General features: G+C 37.9%; 18 protein-coding genes. 15 read left to right on the top strand and 3 right to left on the bottom strand.

What is annotated here, in order from left to right; all coding sequences use genetic code 11:
* The first annotated feature begins 107 nt into the window (after positions 1–107).
* The 11 genes from spoVAC (at position 108) to J7W16_RS07730 (ending at position 9,884) form a co-directional block, all read left to right on the top strand.
* Positions 108–569, top strand: a complete 462-nt coding sequence (gene spoVAC / locus J7W16_RS07780) for a stage V sporulation protein AC (RefSeq protein WP_210596738.1) — start codon at positions 108–110, stop codon at positions 567–569.
* A gap of 14 nt (positions 570–583) precedes the next feature.
* Entirely contained in the window at positions 584–1,597 is a 1,014-nt protein-coding gene (gene spoVAD / locus J7W16_RS07775; RefSeq protein ID WP_210596737.1) for a stage V sporulation protein AD, read from the top strand.
* Positions 1,590–1,943, top strand: a complete 354-nt coding sequence (gene spoVAE / locus J7W16_RS07770) for a stage V sporulation protein AE (protein ID WP_210596736.1) — start codon at positions 1,590–1,592, stop codon at positions 1,941–1,943. The genes spoVAD and spoVAE overlap by 8 nt, the downstream gene beginning before the upstream one ends.
* Before the next feature lie 4 nt (positions 1,944–1,947).
* Entirely contained in the window at positions 1,948–2,523 is a 576-nt protein-coding gene (gene spoVAEA / locus J7W16_RS07765) for a stage V sporulation protein SpoVABEA (protein ID WP_210596735.1), read from the top strand.
* Complete coding sequence (locus tag J7W16_RS07760; protein ID WP_210596734.1) at positions 2,510–3,994, top strand: spore germination protein; 1,485 nt, start codon at positions 2,510–2,512, stop codon at positions 3,992–3,994. The genes spoVAEA and J7W16_RS07760 overlap by 14 nt, the downstream gene beginning before the upstream one ends.
* 215 nt (positions 3,995–4,209) lie before the next feature.
* Complete coding sequence (gene lysA, locus J7W16_RS07755; RefSeq protein WP_210596733.1) at positions 4,210–5,529, top strand: diaminopimelate decarboxylase; 1,320 nt, start codon at positions 4,210–4,212, stop codon at positions 5,527–5,529.
* A gap of 173 nt (positions 5,530–5,702) precedes the next feature.
* The gene (locus J7W16_RS07750; RefSeq protein WP_210596732.1) at positions 5,703–6,137 is read left to right on the top strand and encodes a peptidylprolyl isomerase; all 435 of its coding nucleotides are present in this window, start codon (positions 5,703–5,705) and stop codon (positions 6,135–6,137) included.
* Between the two features lie 139 nt (positions 6,138–6,276).
* Complete coding sequence (locus tag J7W16_RS07745; protein WP_246879916.1) at positions 6,277–7,182, top strand: NAD(P)/FAD-dependent oxidoreductase; 906 nt, start codon at positions 6,277–6,279, stop codon at positions 7,180–7,182.
* Positions 7,183–7,472: 290 nt separating this feature from the next.
* On the top strand, positions 7,473–9,245 hold the full coding sequence (locus tag J7W16_RS07740) for an SLC13 family permease (RefSeq protein WP_210596730.1): 1,773 nt from the start codon (positions 7,473–7,475) through the stop codon (positions 9,243–9,245).
* 68 nt (positions 9,246–9,313) lie between these two features.
* The gene (locus tag J7W16_RS07735; RefSeq protein WP_210596729.1) at positions 9,314–9,517 is read left to right on the top strand and encodes a hypothetical protein; all 204 of its coding nucleotides are present in this window, start codon (positions 9,314–9,316) and stop codon (positions 9,515–9,517) included.
* Between the two features lie 100 nt (positions 9,518–9,617).
* Positions 9,618–9,884, top strand: a complete 267-nt coding sequence (locus J7W16_RS07730; RefSeq protein ID WP_210596728.1) for a hypothetical protein — start codon at positions 9,618–9,620, stop codon at positions 9,882–9,884.
* 47 nt (positions 9,885–9,931) lie between these two features.
* On the opposite strand, the gene J7W16_RS07725 is transcribed toward J7W16_RS07730, so the two are convergent.
* Together J7W16_RS07725 and J7W16_RS07720 are read right to left on the bottom strand one after the other, a co-directional pair.
* The gene (locus tag J7W16_RS07725; RefSeq protein ID WP_210596727.1) at positions 9,932–10,528 is read right to left on the bottom strand and encodes a GDSL-type esterase/lipase family protein; all 597 of its coding nucleotides are present in this window, start codon (positions 10,526–10,528) and stop codon (positions 9,932–9,934) included.
* Positions 10,529–10,670: 142 nt separating this feature from the next.
* A complete protein-coding gene (locus J7W16_RS07720) occupies positions 10,671–11,630 on the bottom strand; it encodes a D-2-hydroxyacid dehydrogenase (RefSeq protein ID WP_210596726.1) in 960 nt (319 codons plus the stop codon).
* 197 nt (positions 11,631–11,827) lie between these two features.
* On the opposite strand from J7W16_RS07720, the gene J7W16_RS07715 reads away from it, so the two are divergent.
* The 4 genes from J7W16_RS07715 (at position 11,828) to asnB (ending at position 16,469) form a co-directional block, all read left to right on the top strand.
* On the top strand, positions 11,828–11,974 hold the full coding sequence (locus J7W16_RS07715; protein WP_210596725.1) for a YjcZ family sporulation protein: 147 nt from the start codon (positions 11,828–11,830) through the stop codon (positions 11,972–11,974).
* A gap of 192 nt (positions 11,975–12,166) precedes the next feature.
* On the top strand, positions 12,167–13,423 hold the full coding sequence (locus J7W16_RS07710) for a SulP family inorganic anion transporter (RefSeq protein WP_210596724.1): 1,257 nt from the start codon (positions 12,167–12,169) through the stop codon (positions 13,421–13,423).
* A gap of 143 nt (positions 13,424–13,566) precedes the next feature.
* Positions 13,567–14,376, top strand: coding sequence for a zinc transporter ZupT (gene zupT, locus J7W16_RS07705; protein ID WP_210596723.1), 810 nt, complete (start codon positions 13,567–13,569; stop codon positions 14,374–14,376).
* A gap of 188 nt (positions 14,377–14,564) precedes the next feature.
* A complete protein-coding gene (asnB, locus tag J7W16_RS07700; protein WP_210596722.1) occupies positions 14,565–16,469 on the top strand; it encodes an asparagine synthase (glutamine-hydrolyzing) in 1,905 nt (634 codons plus the stop codon).
* Between the two features lie 18 nt (positions 16,470–16,487).
* Here the strand turns inward: asnB and J7W16_RS07695 are convergent, their stop codons facing one another.
* Positions 16,488–17,444, bottom strand: a complete 957-nt coding sequence (locus tag J7W16_RS07695; protein ID WP_210596721.1) for a C39 family peptidase — start codon at positions 17,442–17,444, stop codon at positions 16,488–16,490.
* Positions 17,445–17,617 lie beyond the last annotated feature (173 nt).

The raw sequence follows: 17,617 nt of genomic DNA, 5'->3' as shown, positions 1-17,617 counted from the left end.
ATCGGTTTTTCGATAATTGGTACATGATTCATGCTTGTTTAGTCATACTAACTATACGATAACCGATATGCGTGGATATGTTTTCTTTCTTAAGGAGGCAAAAAGACATGGTAACAGACGATCAAAAAAAGCAATATCAAAAAAATATAAAGCTATACCAACCGAGAAAGCATATTGCGAAAAATGGATTAAAAGCCTTTGTAATTGGTGGCTTGATTTGTACGCTAGGTCAATTTATTAGTCGAATCTATATGACGTACTTACCAATTACTCAAGAAGAAGCAATGAGTCCTACGCTTGCGACTCTTATTTTATTAGCTGCTCTTGCAACTGGTTTTGGGGTTTATGATCGTCTTGGACAATTTGCAGGAGCGGGGGCACTTGTTCCTGTAACTGGCTTTTCTAATGCAATGACTAGTGCGGCACTTGAACATAAAAGTGAGGGACTCGTCTTTGGGATTGGAGCAAATATGTTCAAATTAACGGGTGCTGTCATTGCATTTGGTGTGTTATCGGCTTACTTAGTTGGTTTGACAAGATTACTCGTAGGGATGTTGATCAATTCATAAAAGGACGTGTTCGCATGGAGAAAAGAGGGAAACGAACGTGGCACTTCGAGAACCCTGTCTATGTGCAATCTACAGGAACAGCTGTTGGACCAGAGGAATCCAAAGGCCCAATTAGAAATAGTTTTGATGTATGCTATAACAATTTATATGCTGGTCAAGAAACTTGGGAACAAGCTGAGCGTCAATTAATGAAGGATGCCGTTGAAACTGCACTCAAGAAGGCTGAGAAAAAACCAGAAGAAATTGACTATTTTATTGCTGGTGATTTATTAAATCAAATTGTGACCTCTAATTATTATGCTCGAGAACTAGATATTCCTTTTTTGGGTATATTCTCAGCTTGTGCGACTGTTATGGAAGGTGTGGCTCTTGGGTCGCTTTTAATTGATGCAGGTGCAGCTCATTTGGCCATGGTAGCAGTTAGCAGTCATAACGCAACAGCAGAACGGCAATTTCGGAATCCAACAGAATTTGGCGGACAGCGGCCGGATTCAGCAACGTTTACTGTAACAGGATCTGGTGCGATGATCATCGGATCAAAGGAAGCACAAATAAAAATTACTGATGCGACGATTGGTAAAGTCATTGACATGGGAATCAGAACCCCTTTTGATATGGGTTCGGCAATGGCACCGGCCGCCGCTGATACGATAGTAACTCATTTAGCTGAAACGAAACGAGAGCCTAGTTATTATGATGTTATCGTTACTGGAGACTTATCCCGTGTAGGAAGCGGAATTTTGCGCAAGCTAGTACAGGAAAAGGGAATGGATTTGGATAATCATGAGGATTGTGGAATTATTATTTTTGATCAAGAGCAGCCAGTTTTTGCAGGGGGAAGCGGTGCAGCCTGTCCAGCTGTAGTCACCTTTGGTCATTTAATTAAGGAAATGCAAAAAAAGAAACTAAGAAAAATGCTTGTTGTTGCAACAGGTGCACTTCTCAGTCCAATAATGATTCAGCAAAAAGAATCCATTCCTTGTATTGCACATGCCGTTTCGTTTGAGTTGGTGGAAGACAATGTTTGAGTATGTAGCAGCTTTTTTGGTTGGTGGGGTTATTTGTTTTATTGGACAGATGCTTATGGACATTGGCAAACTTTCTCCGACCCACACACTAAGTACGCTAGTTGTGGCGGGTGCATTACTAGATGGGTACCATTTATATGATCGCTTAATTGACTTTGCAGGTGCTGGTGCTACTGTACCCATTACAAGCTTTGGTCATTCATTAGTTCATGGTGCGATGTCTGAAGGAGATCGCTATGGCTTTTTTGGAGTTGGGATGGGGGTCTTCGAGGTAACATCCGTTGGGATTTCTTCTACAATTCTGTTTAGTTTTCTTGTTGCGCTTTTCTTTAAACCAAAGGGGTGATCATATGTCCGAGAGACGGAAAGTCATTTTTGTAACGGATGGGGATGAAGCTGCACGAAAAACAGTTGAGCTTGTCGCACATGACATAGGTGGTCGATGTATTAGTCAATCCTGGGGCAATCCGACTTCATTGAATGGAGAGGAGATTGTTTCTCTTATTCTAAAAACACCATATGATCCTGTTCTAGTCATGTTTGATGATTGTGGCTACAGAGAGTATGGTCCAGGGGAGCAAGCAATGTCAATTGTGGCAAAGCATCCTGACATTGAAGTAATTGGTGCAATTGCAGTTGCATCGGCGACTCACTCAAGTGAATGGACTCATGTTGATCTTAGTCTTGATCGTTATGGTCATTTGTCGGAATTCGGTGTTGATAAAGAAGGGTTAATTGACCTTGAACAAGGTCGTATTAATGGTGATACTGTCTATGTTCTTGATGAATTAAAGCTACCATTTGTAATTGGGATTGGTGATATTGGCAAGATGGCAGGACAGGACTCCTTAAAACATGGTGCACCAATTACAAAACAAGCAGTAGAAATTATTATGGAACGGAGTGGATATCATGAGTCAAACTAAGAAAATAGAGACCCCGATATCACCCATTTTAGAAAAGAATGAAGAAGAGTTAAAGAAACGTCTTGGGTTTGGTACTTCTTTTGATGTTGGTGTTCGGAAACTCTCCATTTTTGATAAAGAAATACAAATTTATTTTGTTAATGGGTTATGTGATATTCAATATATTATTGAAATTCTGAAAGAACAAATGGATCTTGATTCAAGAGGTCGAAAGACAGAATCAATTGATATAATCAAATCAATTTCCAATCATTTGCCGCATGTGCAAGTGGAATACACAAAGACAATTGAAGATGCAACGACTAAGATGCTTTCAGGTCTTATTTTCATCCTTGTTGAAGGTGAAGAAGAAGCAATTGTTATTGATGTAAGAAGCTATCCTGGACGTGGACCACAAGAGCCGGATACAGAACGGGTTGTAAGAGGGTCGCGTGATGGCTACACAGAAAATATAATTATTAATACAGCACTAACCCGACGAAGAATCAGAGATGACCGACTTCGTAACGAAATTATGCAGGTTGGGGAACGATCAAAAACAGATGTATGTATTTCATATATTGACGGTGTTGCTGATCCAAAGATGGTTAAGATTCTAAAAAAAGAATTAGAGGCAATTAACATTGATGGAATTTCAATGGCTGATAAAATAGTTGAAGAATTTATTGTTAAGCAAGGAATGAACCCATTTCCGCTTGTCCGTTACACGGAACGGCCAGATGTAGCGGCAAATCATTTACTTGAAGGACACGTGTTAATAATGGTTGATACATCTCCTAGTGTGATCATTACACCAACAACGTTGTTTCATCACGTCCAGCATGCAGAAGAATATCGTCAAGCTCCAATGATTGGTACTATTCTACGTTGGACAAGATTTACAGGAATTTTATTTTCACTATTAATTTTGCCATTTTGGTTATTGCTCGTTATGCAACCGTCTCTTTTACCGACTGCTCTAGAATTTATCGGGCCACAGGAGACAAATAATATACCGATCTTTTTACAAATTGTTTTTGCGGAGCTCGGGATTGAACTCTTAAGGATGGCGGCAATTCACACTCCTTCACCACTTGCAACCGCTTTGGGACTTGTAGCGGCCCTACTAATAGGGGAATTAGCGATTCAAGTTGGTTATTTTACTCCTGAGGTAATCTTATATGTAGCACTTGGAGCAATTGGAATGTTTGCTACACCAAGTTATGAATTAGGTGTTGCACTAAGGGTAAGTAGGCTCTTGTTAGTCGTAATCGTAGCAATTTTCAAAGCACCAGGGTTTATTATTGGTACAACACTGTTTATTCTTTTATTAGCTACAATTAAAACGTTTAATAAGCCTTATTTATGGCCGTTTTTACCATTTGATCCTCCAGCCATGTGGCATATCTTTATAAGATCATCTGTGCCAACTGTACGATTTAGACCGAGCATTGTCCGACCACAAGATCCAATTAAACAAAGATCAGAATAAAGTTCAATCCAAAAGGAGCATTTCTTCTTTTGGATTGTTCTGTTTAATCGCCTTGTCCCTTGCAGGTCCGAGCCTTCAAGGCTATGAACCTATTGAACTAACGACTTTTTTGTGTTAAAGTAAGTTTCATCAATTGTATCATTTCCGAAAAAATTATTAGCAGCTAGTGTTTTGACATTAGTTGCTTTTTTATTCGTATATAAGGAGACATAGATATGTATACACATGGAACAAGTCGTATTAACGAACAAGGTCATCTCGAAATTGGTGGCGTTGATTCAATTAAACTTGCTAGTCAATATGGAACACCACTATTCGTTTATGATGTTGCTCTTATTCGTGAACGTGCAAAGCAGTTCCAAGAGGCATTCAAGGCTGAAAAAGTCCCTTTCCAGGTCGCATATGCTAGTAAAGCCTTTAGCTGTATGGCAATGTTTCAGCTAGCAGAAGAGCTTGGTTTAAGCTTAGATGTTGTATCAGGTGGAGAGCTATATACCGCTATTGAAGCTGGTTTCCCAATGGATCGTGTACACTTTCACGGGAATAATAAGAGTATAGAAGAGTTGGAGATGGCTGTCGAAGCCAAGATTGGCTGTGTTGTTGTTGATAATTTCTATGAGCTTAATGAGCTAAGCCGCATTTGTAGGTCACGTAAATCTCATATGAGTATTCTCCTCCGTATTACGCCGGGTGTAGAGGCACATACTCATGATTATATTTCTACTGGTCAAGAGGATTCGAAATTCGGTTTTGACCTTGTAAGTGGTCAGGTTCACGAAGCTGTTCGAATTGCGAGTAAGGATGATTCCTTAACACTGCTTGGAATTCATAGTCATATTGGTTCACAAATCTTCGAAACAACTGGTTTTGTGATGGCAGTTGAGAAGATGTTTGACCTTATTTCTGACTTGAAGGCTCAATTTGATTTTGTTCCGACGGTCTTAAATTTAGGTGGTGGTTTTGGAATCCGCTACATTGAAGGAGACACGCCATTACCGGTTGGAGAGTATGTTCATAAGATGATTGAAGTTGTCAAAGACAAGGCAGCCTCAGCAAATTTAAATATGCCTGAAATTTGGATTGAGCCTGGCCGTTCATTAGTCGGTGATGCTGGAACAACTCTTTACTCAATTGGTTCACAAAAGCATATTCCGAATGTTCGCGATTATTTATCTGTTGATGGTGGAATGAGTGATAATCTGCGTCCAGCCCTTTACCAAGCTGAGTACGAAGGTGTTCTGGCTAACCGGGCAAATGAAGAGGCGACGGAAACTTTCTCTATTGCAGGTAAGTGTTGTGAGAGTGGAGATATGCTAATCTGGGATTTGCCTTTACCGAAGGCAAACCATGAAGATGTTTTAGCTGTTTTTTGCACGGGGGCTTATGGGTACTCAATGGCAAATAATTATAACCGAATTCCACGTCCGGCTGTTGTTTTTGTTGAGGATGGGCAAGTATTTGAAGTCATCACAAGAGAAAGCTATGCTGATTTAATTCGACTCGATTTACGGTTGCCGAGCCAAGCAGTTAAATAATGAAGGCTGACTGAAAAGGGATTTAATCTTTTTCAGTCTTTTTTTATGTAGTGAAGGAAAGGGGAGCTTTTACAACTCCATGGGTTACTATTCAAACAATTACTTCTTATTTTCTTTTATCAACTGAATCGTGTACAATAAGATGAATCCATATCAAATAGGAGGTAATACATATGAAAAAAGGATCTATTTCTTTTGAAAATGGGGAAAAGCTTGTAATTGAGTTTTTTCCAGAAGCAGCACCAGGAACGGTTGAAAACTTCGAAAAATTAGCTAATGAAGGCTACTATAATGGATTGACGTTTCACCGAGTGATTCCAGGATTTGTCGCACAAGGTGGATGTCCTACAGGAAATGGTACTGGAGGACCAGGCTATACGATTAAATGTGAAACAGCAGGGAACCCTCATAAGCATGTAGCTGGATCACTTTCAATGGCACATGCAGGTAAGGATACTGGTGGTAGTCAGTTCTTTATTGTTCATGAACCACAACCTCATTTAGATGGTGTGCACACTGTTTTTGGACAAGTTGTTGAAGGTTTAGACTCGGTTTATCGTATTAAGCAAGGTGATACGATGGAAGAAGTTAAAGTTTGGGAAGAATAAAATATGATAACAAAAAAGGGTCTAGCATTAAATTGCTAGACCCTTTTTGTCACTATAAATGATTCCTATACGCACTCGTTTTATCAGCATTGAAGTAGGGTAAGCTAGTAAGAAAGACGAAATGAGGGGAGAGATTCATTTGGATTGCGATGTATTAATTGTCGGTGGTGGTCCAAGCGGACTAAGTGCTGCCCTCGTCCTAGGCCGTGCTAAACGTTCCGTCATTGTGATTGATGAAGGTAGACCAAGAAATGCTGTAACAAGGCAATCACACGGGTTTTTGACTAGAGACAATATTAAACCGATGGAACTTCGCCAAATTGCCAGAGAACAGCTTCAGACTTACCCTGTGAACATTTTGGATGATACGGTTGTTGAAATCGAGACTCGGCAAGATTGGTTTGTCATTCACTCAAAAAAGAACAAAATACATGCCAAAAAAGTTATCTTTGCATCGGGATTAAAGGAACATTTACCGGAGATCGAGGGACTGCAAGAAGCATACGGGGTTTCAGTGTTTTCTTGCCCTTATTGCGATGGCTGGGAGCATCGTGACCAACCACTTGCAATAATCGGGAATGGCGAGAATTTATTTACCTATTGTAAGCTTATTAGCAATTGGAGTGAAGATCTAATCGTACTTTCAGATGGACCAACAATCCTTTCAATCGAAGAACAACAACAATTAAAAGACAGAAATATTACATTGATTGAGGAACCAATAAAAGAATTAAAGTCTATTGATGGAAGACTTACAGAAATCACTTTTGAAGAGAATGATTCTATCCAACGAACTGCTGCTTTTCTCCTTAATACATATGCCACACAATTCACAACCCTTCCGGAAAAATTAGGAGTGGAATTGAACGAAAAGGGTGGCTATCAGACAAAGAGACATGGAAGGACGTCAACTGATGGTCTCTATATTATTGGCGATGCTGCTAAACGCTTCACTGGGTTAATTGGAGCAGCAAGTGAAGGCTATGAAACAGGAATTGCTGTTAACCTGGATTTAATCAATGAGGAATGGGATGAAAAAAGCTGATTTTGAGCATGATCAATTGGTAGACAAAACACCTTTGAGTGAATTCTCAAAGGTGTTTTTGGTATGTGCCGAACGAAAATACAGGATGAACTGTTAAGAAATCGATGTCTGAGGGTCTATAATCTGAGCGTACCCACATTTCAGTGGTAAGGTCAAAGCCTTTTACCATAACGATATACACTAATACCAAAAAAAGAATAGACAGCAACAACGTTTCAACATATACTAAACAAAATATTATTAATTATTAATCTGATGAGTTTACTTGGTTTTAGAGAGGGAGAAAGAAAATGAGTTATGAGATTGCTGTAGTTATCTTCGTTGTTTTAGTGATGCTCATTTGTTTAGTGAAGGAAGTGGCACGACCAGAATTTATTGTTTTTTGTTCATTAGCCGTTATTTTATTATTGGGTATTATTTCACCGACAGAGGCCTTAAAAGGATTTTCAAATGAGGGGATGTTAACGGTAGCTTTGTTATTTATTGTTGCAGGTGCCGTAAAGGAAAGTGGTATGCTTCACCAAATTGCTTATAGAACAATGGGAAATGGTGTACATCCAAGACGGTCACTATTTAGGATGATGCTACCAATTTCAGCAGTCTCCGCTTTTTTAAATAACACACCAGTTGTTTTGATGTTTACCCCAATTGTCCGAAAGTGGTGTCAGGAACATAATATCTCTCCATCGAAATTCTTAATTCCTCTTTCATACGCAACCATTTTTGGAGGAACACTGACACTCATCGGGACTTCAACGAACCTAGTTGTTCACGGATTAATGATTGAGCAAGGGATGAGTGGATTTACAATGTTTCAATTAGCAATAGTCAGTCTACCTGCATGTCTAATTGGGATCATTTATATGGGGACAATCGGTTATAAGCAGTTACCCAATCGTAAATCTTCAGAAGAGTCTTTTGAAAATAGCTCTAGAGAATACTTAGGAGAAGCGGTAATTGAAGCGGATTCACCTCTGATCGGTAAAACAATTGAGGAAGCGGGTCTACGCAATCTTGATGGTCTATACTTAATTGAGATCATTAGTAATGGTGAAAGAGTCGCTCCAGTTACGACATATCAAAAGCTAAAGGCACATGATCAATTGATTTTCACAGGATTACTTCCTTCAATTGTCCAACTTCAACAGATGAAGGGGTTGCGTGTTGAGACAGGGACTAATATTAAATTAGATGATTTAAGAAATGGGCAAACAACGCTAATTGAGGCCGTTATTTCTCATCAATCTTCATTGCTATTTAAGACTGTGAAGGAGAATCAATTTCGAACTCGTTATAACGCAGGGATCGTCGCCATTCATCGAAATCAAGAGCGGATAAATAGTAAGGTTGGAGATATTGAGTTAAAGCCAGGTGATACCCTTCTTCTTTTAACGAATAAAGAATTTCTTGCTCGATGGAAGAACTCTGATGACTTTTATCTACTTACACCTGTAGAGCCAGAAATAATAGATCATCGAAAATCAAAAATCGCACTCTTCACACTTGTTGGAATGATTTTACTTGCTTCATTTAATATTTTACCAATGTTTCAATCATCGTTACTCGCAGTAATGATCCTATTCTTAACAAGAACAGTGACATTAGAAGGGGCAAAAAAATACATTCAGTTTAGTGTGCTATTGATTATAGCGTGTTCCATCGGGATCGGTATCGCGCTTGAGAAGACGGGAGCAGCAGCACTTATTGCTGGCTCATTTGTTCAGGTGACAGATGGTTTTGGTGTTCTAGGTGCCTTGATCATAATCTATTTGTTAACAACTGTTTTTACTGAAGTAATTACTAATAATGCCGCAGCGGTATTAATGTTTTCGATTGCTCATGCTGTAGCAATACAGTTAGGTGTCGATCCAATGGCATTTTTTGTTGCAATTACGATTGCAGCATCAGCAAGCTTCGCTACACCAATTGGTTATCAAACAAATCTAATTGTTTATGGACCAGGAGGATATCGTTTCTCGGATTATTTAAAGGTTGGTATTCCTTTAAATCTATTATACTTCCTTGTTACTGTTACTATTGTTTATTTTGTTTGGATTATTTGAAAATAAAATTAAACAAATATGTTTTAGAATAGTGTGTACGGGTATGGTGGTAAGAGGGAGTGATTTTGATGTCGAAAAGAGTAATAACGCAAATGGATGATGAGATGCTTCTATCGGTTTATGATGCAACGAAGCGCGGTTTGATACTCTTTAAACACGAGAATACCTCATCTTTAAATGAACTCGAAACCCAATTGGAAAAGGAAATGAACTCTCGTAAGTTATTACGTTGCAAAAAAAATTATTCTGACGCTTCTAAGGTCATTTTATGACTTGAAGCGTCTTCTTTTAATATTTTACCAATTTACCCAAACCATTTTGGACACTCCTCATACAATGAAGTGTAAAAATCAAAAGAGGAGGAGCTTTGATATGAAAATAAATAAAACGATACCTGACGTTTATATACCTTCTATGAAGAAGGAAAAAGAGAGACCGATTGAAAAGATTGATTCAGTCACACCAGAATCCGAAAATGAAGCGGTTTCTCAGTTGGTTGAAACTGAAGTCAAAGAAGAATTGATGGATGAAAAAGAAATTGATCAGCAGGAAAAAAGAAAGCTAGTCTATGATCCATGGGCAGCTCTCTTATTTGGTAGAACGCATCCTGTAATGAACAGCCACAATCCAAAAGAATAACAAAAAGAGCGACTAATGGATAAATCACATTTAGTCGCTTTTTTGAATTAGATACTGTTTAGTAGCTGCTTTGTAATTGCTTGATATCCAACTGCATTGGGGTGGAGGTCACGAGCAAGGCTACCTGGTTGGCTGAAGTGGTTGTAAATATCAACACATCTTATCGTTGCTGAACGATAGCTACAAATGATTCTGTTTATTTTCTTAATCACAGCTGTGCTTAAAGGAATATGTGGAACGGGGTTATATAATCCAATAATACGAATTTGATAATTTTTTGTAGGAGTAGCTGATTTTATTAGTTGGATTTGTTGCAAAATCTTATTAAGATTTACTGAAAATTTAGAGATGGTCATTTCTAATTGAGAGGGGTCTTTAGTTCTCTCAACATATTCTAATGCTTTAAGAAGATCATTTCCGCCAATTGTGAGTGTAATCAAGTCTGCACGTGCGATTGCTAATCGTGTTCGTGGATTTTGCAGTGAGACAAGCAATTCTTGGGAAGTCAATCCGACTTTGGCTATTTTCTGTACTTTGACAGGAATTCCTGAGTGTCTAAGAATTGTTGCAGATCGATTAACAAATCCTCCAAGGGAATCTCCGATCCCAACAGTTAAGGAATCTCCTAGTGCTGTATAATGCAAAACGGTTCCTCCTTTCTCATAACTATAGTAGTCTATGAGAAATAACGGAGGTTCGTAAGGGCATTTGTGATCAGAAGGATTTATCATATATGCAAATGGGTTTGTCTCAAAGGTAATTTACCCTTTGGGACAAACCCATTTTTTAATAGCCCTTGTTATAATCAACTAAATTAATTGTTGGTGTATTACCGCCAACATACATTTTGAGATTTGGTATGAAAATGTCTTCTATCACTCGCTTGGTATAATGCTCAGTTGAACCAGAAGTGTGTGGAGTAATGATTACATTTTCAAATTCCCATAGTGGACTCGAAACAGGTAAAGGTTCTTGTTCGAAAACGTCCAAGCCTGCTCCAGCTATCGTTCCTTCTTGCAGTGCATTGATAAGGTCTGGTTCGTTAACAATTTCCCCTCTACCGATATTAATGAAAAACGCTGATGGTTTCATCATTTGAAATTGTTTTGCTTTGAACATCTCAACCGTATTTGTAGTTAGTGGTAATGTAACAACAACATAATCACATTTGGGAAGAAGTTGGTCGAGCTGGTTTGGCGTGTACATTTCATCTACGTTAGCTTCAGGTTTACCTGAATGTCTCATTCCTACAACCTTCATTCCAAACGCTTTTGCAATTTTAGCTGTCTCCTTACCAATCTCACCAACCCCAATAATTCCAATTGTTTTCCCATGGATTTCGAGATTCATATTTGCATGATGCCACTGCTTTTGTTTTTGCTGTAACACATATGTATTTATTTTTCTAGTTAAACTTAGCATTAAGCCGAAAATGGTTTCAGAGATTGGATTAGCGTGGACACCGTTCGCACTCGTAATGATTAAGTCTTTATCTTCAAAGTGTTTTAAGGGTAAGTTATTCACTCCTGCACTCCAAGTTTGTAACCATTTGAGGCAGGAGAGTTGGTGTAGTTGATTTCTCATTTCTGATTTCCATCCTAAGATCACTTCAGCATTTTTTAAATGATTCTCCCAATGGGATTGTTCTTTACCTATGATGACATCCCAGTTTGGGACGAGTTCTTTAATTTGCTGTTTATAATTATTGTGTATATCGTGTGCAATAATGATCGTATGAGTCGGCATAGCTTACCTCCTAGGATATAGTATTACTAACTTCGAGTATCTAAGTAGGTTTCCCTGCTTTTTGATCTTACTTACCAATTTTAACAAGCTTTTTCTCGAACCACATTTAAGTTTCCGCATATGCTATCAAGAACCAACAGTCAATAAAGAAATGATTGACTTAGGTTAAGATACATTAACTAGAGGAGGAGATTTTAATGGGTTACGGATATGATAGTTGTGGATATGGTTACGGTGCACCAGTGGCGGCTCCAGTAGCACCAGTAGCAGGGACTGGAAACGGTTTTGTATTAATTGTTGTCTTGTTCATTCTATTAATCATTGTTGGATCTGCATGGTGTTAATAAAAGCATAACAGACGGGAACACCTCCTGTCTGTTTTTTTGTTCATAGTATAATTAATAGGAAGAAACACATAGTGTTCGTCAGTCACTATGCTTTATTTGATTGAGATACAGGGCTTGAATTTCAAATCATACTTGTCTCCCTTTTATCATAAATTAGTTTAATTAGCTAATCAAAAAGGGAGGTATGGAATGGGGTCAGGACTATTTCCAATTATTCATCAATTATCAAAGTATAGCAGACACTCTTTTTTTGCAGACTTATATGCCGCATTCATGGTTGCATTACTATTGATACCTCAAGGAATGGCATATGCAATTCTCGCTGGTTTACCTCCTGTCTATGGTTTGTATGCAGCTATTTTCCCAGCGATTATTTATAGCTTGCTTGGTTCATCTAGACAATTATCGGTGGGGCCTGTAGCTGTCATTGCAATTATGACTTTTACGGAAATTGCGAAAATCGCCACTCCTGGATCCATTCAATATATCTCTTTAGTTATATTTCTCACACTGTTAGTTGGGCTCCTACAAATGTTGATGGCTATTTGTAGGGTAGGTTCTCTAATGAGATATATCTCACCTAGTGTGTTGCGGGGATTTACCTCGGCATTAGCACTAACGATAATTTTAAATCAGTTGGGGCAACTTATAGACGTAACATTTGCAAAAGAATTACCTTTCTTTTTTGCTTTATTAGATTTGATTAAACAGTTTCCAGAAGCCCAATTTGCTTCAGTTGCCTTTACTGCTATTCTGATTGTTATTTATGGCTGTAGTTTGGTTGTTAAGAAGGTTCCAACGACACTATTATTTATCATAAGTAGTACACTTCTAGTTTCATTTTTCACTTTAGAGGATTTTCAAATTAAAACAATCGGGGTGATTCCTAGTGGGTTACCTGATGTAGAGTTTCCAGTGCTCATTCTGGAACATTGGCATATTCTTATCCCACTTGCCTTGTTTATTTCACTAATTAGCTTTCTAGAATCGTTTGCTATGGCTCAGGCTTTAAATAAGAAAGCACGAGAAGCCCTTGATCCAAACCAAGAATTATTTGCACTTGGCATGGCTAATACAGTAGGTAGTTTCTTTAGCTCATTCCCTGTCGCAGGTGCATTCTCACGCTCAGCAGTAAGCGAGCAGGCTGGTGCGAGAACTGCTCTCAGTTCACTACTTGCTGCAATTATGGTCATTCTCGCTTTATCTTATCTAACCTCGGCGTTCATTCATTTGCCACAGTCAGCTTTGGCTATTATCATTGTTCTTGCTGCAAGAAAGCTTATTCATTTGCCAGCTCTTTCTGAACAATGGAATATAGATACATTATTAGTTTCTATTACCTTTCTTTCGTCACTGCTGTTAGGAATTAAGCTAGGCTTTATTGTTGGGGTTTCACTTAGCTTTGTATTATCAATTATAGGGAAGTATATAGTGAAAGAGAAGTAATGCTTGACACTATAATCATTTTAAAATAAGTTTAGTCTCATATACTAAAAATAATTAGAAAGTAATGAATATAAAGGTTTAAGGTTTGAATAGATGCTTGGGGAAAAACAGCATGAATCTCAAAAAGAACGGCGGATGATAATATGACTGAAAATCTGTTACTAGCCTTTGGATTAACGTTAATGGCTGGTCTTGCTACAGGGATAGGAAGTATCCTTGCTTTCTTTACTTCAACAACAAACACAAAGTTCCTATCATTTGCACTTGGGTTTTCGGCAGGTGTGATGATTTATGTATCGATGGTTGAGATATTTGTAAAAGCCCAAGATGCACTCGTATCAGCCATGGGAGTAAAGCTTGGAAACTGGATAACCGTAGCTGGTTTTTTTGGTGGAATGTTGCTAATAGCCATGATTGATAAGCTTATTCCAAAACAAGGAAACCCACATGAAATAAAGAAAGTCGAAGAAATGAGCGGTCCGGTTAAAGATTTAAAAGATCCAGCATTGCTTAAAATGGGTACGTTCACGGCATTGGCGATTGCAATACACAATTTTCCGGAAGGGATCGCAACCTTTACCTCAGCACTACATGATCCTGGATTAGGAATTGCAATTGCAGTAGCGATTGCGATTCATAATATTCCTGAGGGCATTGCTGTTTCTGTCCCAGTATATTTTGCTACAGGTGATCGGAAAAAGGCATTTAAGCTCTCCTTTTTGTCTGGTTTATCTGAACCTCTTGGTGCGGTGGTCGCATTTTTATTCTTGATGCCTTACCTAAATGATGTTATGTTTGGTATTATTTTTTCAGCCGTTGCTGGTATTATGATTTTTATATCGCTTGATGAACTTCTGCCAGCAGCCAAGAAGTACGAAGAAGCTCACTCGTCTATTTATGGTGTTATCGGGGGAATGGCCGTTATGGCACTTAGCTTACTTCTTTTTATCTAGTTATAGGAAACCAAAGTATCACAGTTGTTCTGTGATACTTTTTTTCATTTATATGTAAATAATTTCATGTAACTATTGCCGAATAATATCGAATATAGTATTGTGAAGTATAGTTTAATGGGTAATTGTTAATGATTAATTACTATAAATAGGAAGAGTTAAGTGAAGAATATAAATGGGGTGTAGAAATGTGCGGTATTGTTGGAGCATTCGGAAAAGACGTTCCTACAGATAATGACTTAAAAACGATTACGGAGATGATCACCCATCGTGGTCCAGATGAGGTTGGCTATTACAGGGACAGTTATGTTAAATTCGGATTCCGTAGATTAAGTATTATAGATATAGAAAACGGTCATCAACCATTAACTTATGAAAATTATCGGTACACGATTATTTTTAATGGTGAAATTTATAATCATATTGAAATCAGAGAGAAACTAAAAAAGCAAGGTCTAACCTTTCAAACTGATTCAGATACTGAGACTATTATCGCTTTGTACAGTGTAATGAAGGAAGAATCAGTCAAAGAACTTAGAGGAATGTTTTCATTCATTATATGGGACAAGCAAGAGAAGGAGCTTTTTGCAGCTAGAGACTATTTTGGCATCAAGCCATTTTTCTACGCTGAAATCAACGAGACTTTGTACATAGCTTCAGAAGCTAAGTCTATTTATGAAATGCTCGATGGAATTGAGATTAATACAGAAATGCTTCAGCATTATTTAACATTTCAGTATTTTCCAGAGCCTTACACTGTTGCAAAGGCAATTAAAAAGTTGTCACCAGGTCACTATATTAAGCAGAAATATGGTGAGAAGATGGTGATCAAGCCTTATTGGAAACCTAACTTTGCTCCGACATCAGACTCCTATGACTATCAAAAGGGGAAAATCCTTGATGTCTTAAGGGATTCGGTAAATGTTCATATGAGAAGTGATGTGCCTGTAGGCTCCTTTCTATCTGGAGGAATTGATTCAACGGCCATCGTAGCTTTAGCAAGAGAGGTAAATCCAAATATTAAGACTTTCAGTGTAGGCTTTGAAATTGATGGATTCAGTGAAATCGATGTGGCCAAAAAGACGGCAGATAAATTGAACGTAGAAAATATCGATTATTTAATTACGCCAGATGAATACTTGAAAGAGCTCCCTAAAATTATTTGGCATATGGATGAGCCTATGGCTGATCCTGCTGCTATTCCATTATATTTCGTTGCAAGAGAAGCGAGTAAGCATCTTAAAGTTGTGCTTTCTGGTGAGGGAGCAGATGAACTATTTGGTGGTTATAATATTTACCGGGAACCTAGTGCATTAACAGGATTTTCTAGATTACCTTCTGGAGCACGAAGAATATTAAATCTTATCGCAAAACAGCTACCAGATGGTGTAAAAGGAAAAAGCTTTATAGAACGTGGTACCACGCCACTTGAAGAACGTTATATCGGAAATGCTAAAATTATGAATGAATTGGAAAAAGAAGCGTTTTTGCAAACGTATGATAAAACTCGACCAGTCTCTGAGATTACAAAGGCAATGTATAATGATATTACTCATTATGATGATGTTATGAAGATGCAATACATTGATCTGAACACATGGCTTCGTGGCGACATTTTAGTCAAGGCTGATAAAATGACAATGGCACATTCGTTAGAGCTCCGTGTACCTTTCTTGGACAAAGAAGTTTTTCGTGTCGCTAGTGAATTGCAAACTAGTCATAAAATGGCTAATGGAACCACGAAATTCATACTTAGAGACGCGATGAAAGAAATTATTCCTGAACATATTTTTATGAGGAAGAAATTAGGCTTCCCTGTTCCGATTCGTCATTGGCTTCGTAATGAATGGTTTGGTTGGGCTGAGAAGCTTATTAAGGAAAGTGCGACTGAGCATCTGTTTGAGAAAGGATATCTCTTGAAAATGTTAGAGGCTCACCGAAATCAGAAGGGTGATTATAGTCGTAAGCTTTGGACTGTATTAATCTTTATGATTTGGCATCAAATCTATATTGAGGGATTATATCGTTTCAATGAGCCTATTTCTGAGGATCCTAAACAAAATAATGAAAAAGTTGCTTCAACATCTTTCTAGATGTGAAGCAACTTTTTTTTAATGAAGAACTATAGCTTGTTTGCCCATTTGCTCCCAAGCCTCAATAAAAGATCCACGGGGCATTTTTCGATTTTTGGTCCCTTCTAGAGGGTCATTGAAATAGATGAATTCTTGATCAAAGCCTGTTACCACAACAGAGTGTAAATGGTAGGTAATTTCTCTCGGTCCATTTGGGGTTTGCCACGTCTCAAAAGCACTTGAAGGTAATTTCGAATATTTGGTATTGGAAATGATCCAAACAGGATGTCCTTGTGATAGTTGGAGTAAGACATGGTCAAATGAAGTACCAGTTAAATTGATCACGTCTTCGTCTGAGTAATCCTTCGCTAACTGTTCAATAGGAAGGTGATAGACACCATAGCCTGGATTGGTTCGATTGTACATATCACCTACAAAGCCTTGATGGGGATCGCCAAAATAGATCGTATCTCCTTTTTTCTGATAGGGAGTAGGGTCTTTCATGACTTTTTCTGCAAGGAACATCTTATCAATCGAAAGATGATGGTAAGCAAATAGCATAGCAAGACTTGTCACCTCACAGCCACGAGGTAGCTCTGGGAGTTGTTCAATTAGAGGAACATTGAGAAGTACTTTTTCGGCTATATTTAGATTTCTATGCCAGATGAGATTTCCTTGAACGTGTAAATGAACCTCAGTATCCTCACTCAAACGAGCTGCATCAATAGCCTCTGAATATAAGGTGAAACCGTCGATTATCTCATTATTTCTTATTAATAGAAATGGTAAGTCATTTTCTGAAACTTCATTTAAGCTTGGCACGTCTGTAAATAGAGCAAAATCTAGAGTAAGATCATTCTTTGAAACATAATAAACAATACTAGCAGTACTAAAGAATAATCCACAAAAGAGGAAAACACCCATTCCTTTTAAGGCGACACTTCTCTTGTTGGTAAATTTGAAATAAAGAACGGTAAATAATATAAGGGTAATCAAAATATAAATGAGTCCTGATATGGCGAGTATTTTAAATCGCCTCCTGTTCGAGATAATATCTAGGTATTAATATAGTATCAATGATAGATAAGAGTAACAACAGAAAAAATATGGGCATTTTTTTTTAAATCGATGGTCTATTACGTTTTCAGTATTGAAAAGACAACATAAAA

The sequence above is a fragment of the Halalkalibacter suaedae genome (assembly GCF_017939705.1).
GTDB lineage: Bacteria > Bacillota > Bacilli > Bacillales > Bacillaceae_D > Halalkalibacter > Halalkalibacter suaedae.
This window is presented reverse-complemented; position numbering and strand designations above follow the sequence as displayed.

Coding starts and splice junctions, on each gene's coding strand:
- J7W16_RS07720 (WP_210596726.1), bottom strand. CDS start 11,630: ATGCCGACTCATACGATCATTATTGCACACGATATACACAATAATTAT.
- asnB (WP_210596722.1), top strand. CDS start 14,565: ATGTGCGGTATTGTTGGAGCATTCGGAAAAGACGTTCCTACAGATAAT.
- J7W16_RS07715 (WP_210596725.1), top strand. CDS start 11,828: ATGGGTTACGGATATGATAGTTGTGGATATGGTTACGGTGCACCAGTG.
- J7W16_RS07750 (WP_210596732.1), top strand. CDS start 5,703: ATGAAAAAAGGATCTATTTCTTTTGAAAATGGGGAAAAGCTTGTAATT.
- spoVAC (WP_210596738.1), top strand. CDS start 108: ATGGTAACAGACGATCAAAAAAAGCAATATCAAAAAAATATAAAGCTA.
- J7W16_RS07735 (WP_210596729.1), top strand. CDS start 9,314: ATGTCGAAAAGAGTAATAACGCAAATGGATGATGAGATGCTTCTATCG.
- spoVAEA (WP_210596735.1), top strand. CDS start 1,948: ATGTCCGAGAGACGGAAAGTCATTTTTGTAACGGATGGGGATGAAGCT.
- J7W16_RS07740 (WP_210596730.1), top strand. CDS start 7,473: ATGAGTTATGAGATTGCTGTAGTTATCTTCGTTGTTTTAGTGATGCTC.
- J7W16_RS07710 (WP_210596724.1), top strand. CDS start 12,167: ATGGGGTCAGGACTATTTCCAATTATTCATCAATTATCAAAGTATAGC.
- J7W16_RS07760 (WP_210596734.1), top strand. CDS start 2,510: ATGAGTCAAACTAAGAAAATAGAGACCCCGATATCACCCATTTTAGAA.
- lysA (WP_210596733.1), top strand. CDS start 4,210: ATGTATACACATGGAACAAGTCGTATTAACGAACAAGGTCATCTCGAA.
- zupT (WP_210596723.1), top strand. CDS start 13,567: ATGACTGAAAATCTGTTACTAGCCTTTGGATTAACGTTAATGGCTGGT.
- J7W16_RS07730 (WP_210596728.1), top strand. CDS start 9,618: ATGAAAATAAATAAAACGATACCTGACGTTTATATACCTTCTATGAAG.
- spoVAE (WP_210596736.1), top strand. CDS start 1,590: ATGTTTGAGTATGTAGCAGCTTTTTTGGTTGGTGGGGTTATTTGTTTT.
- spoVAD (WP_210596737.1), top strand. CDS start 584: ATGGAGAAAAGAGGGAAACGAACGTGGCACTTCGAGAACCCTGTCTAT.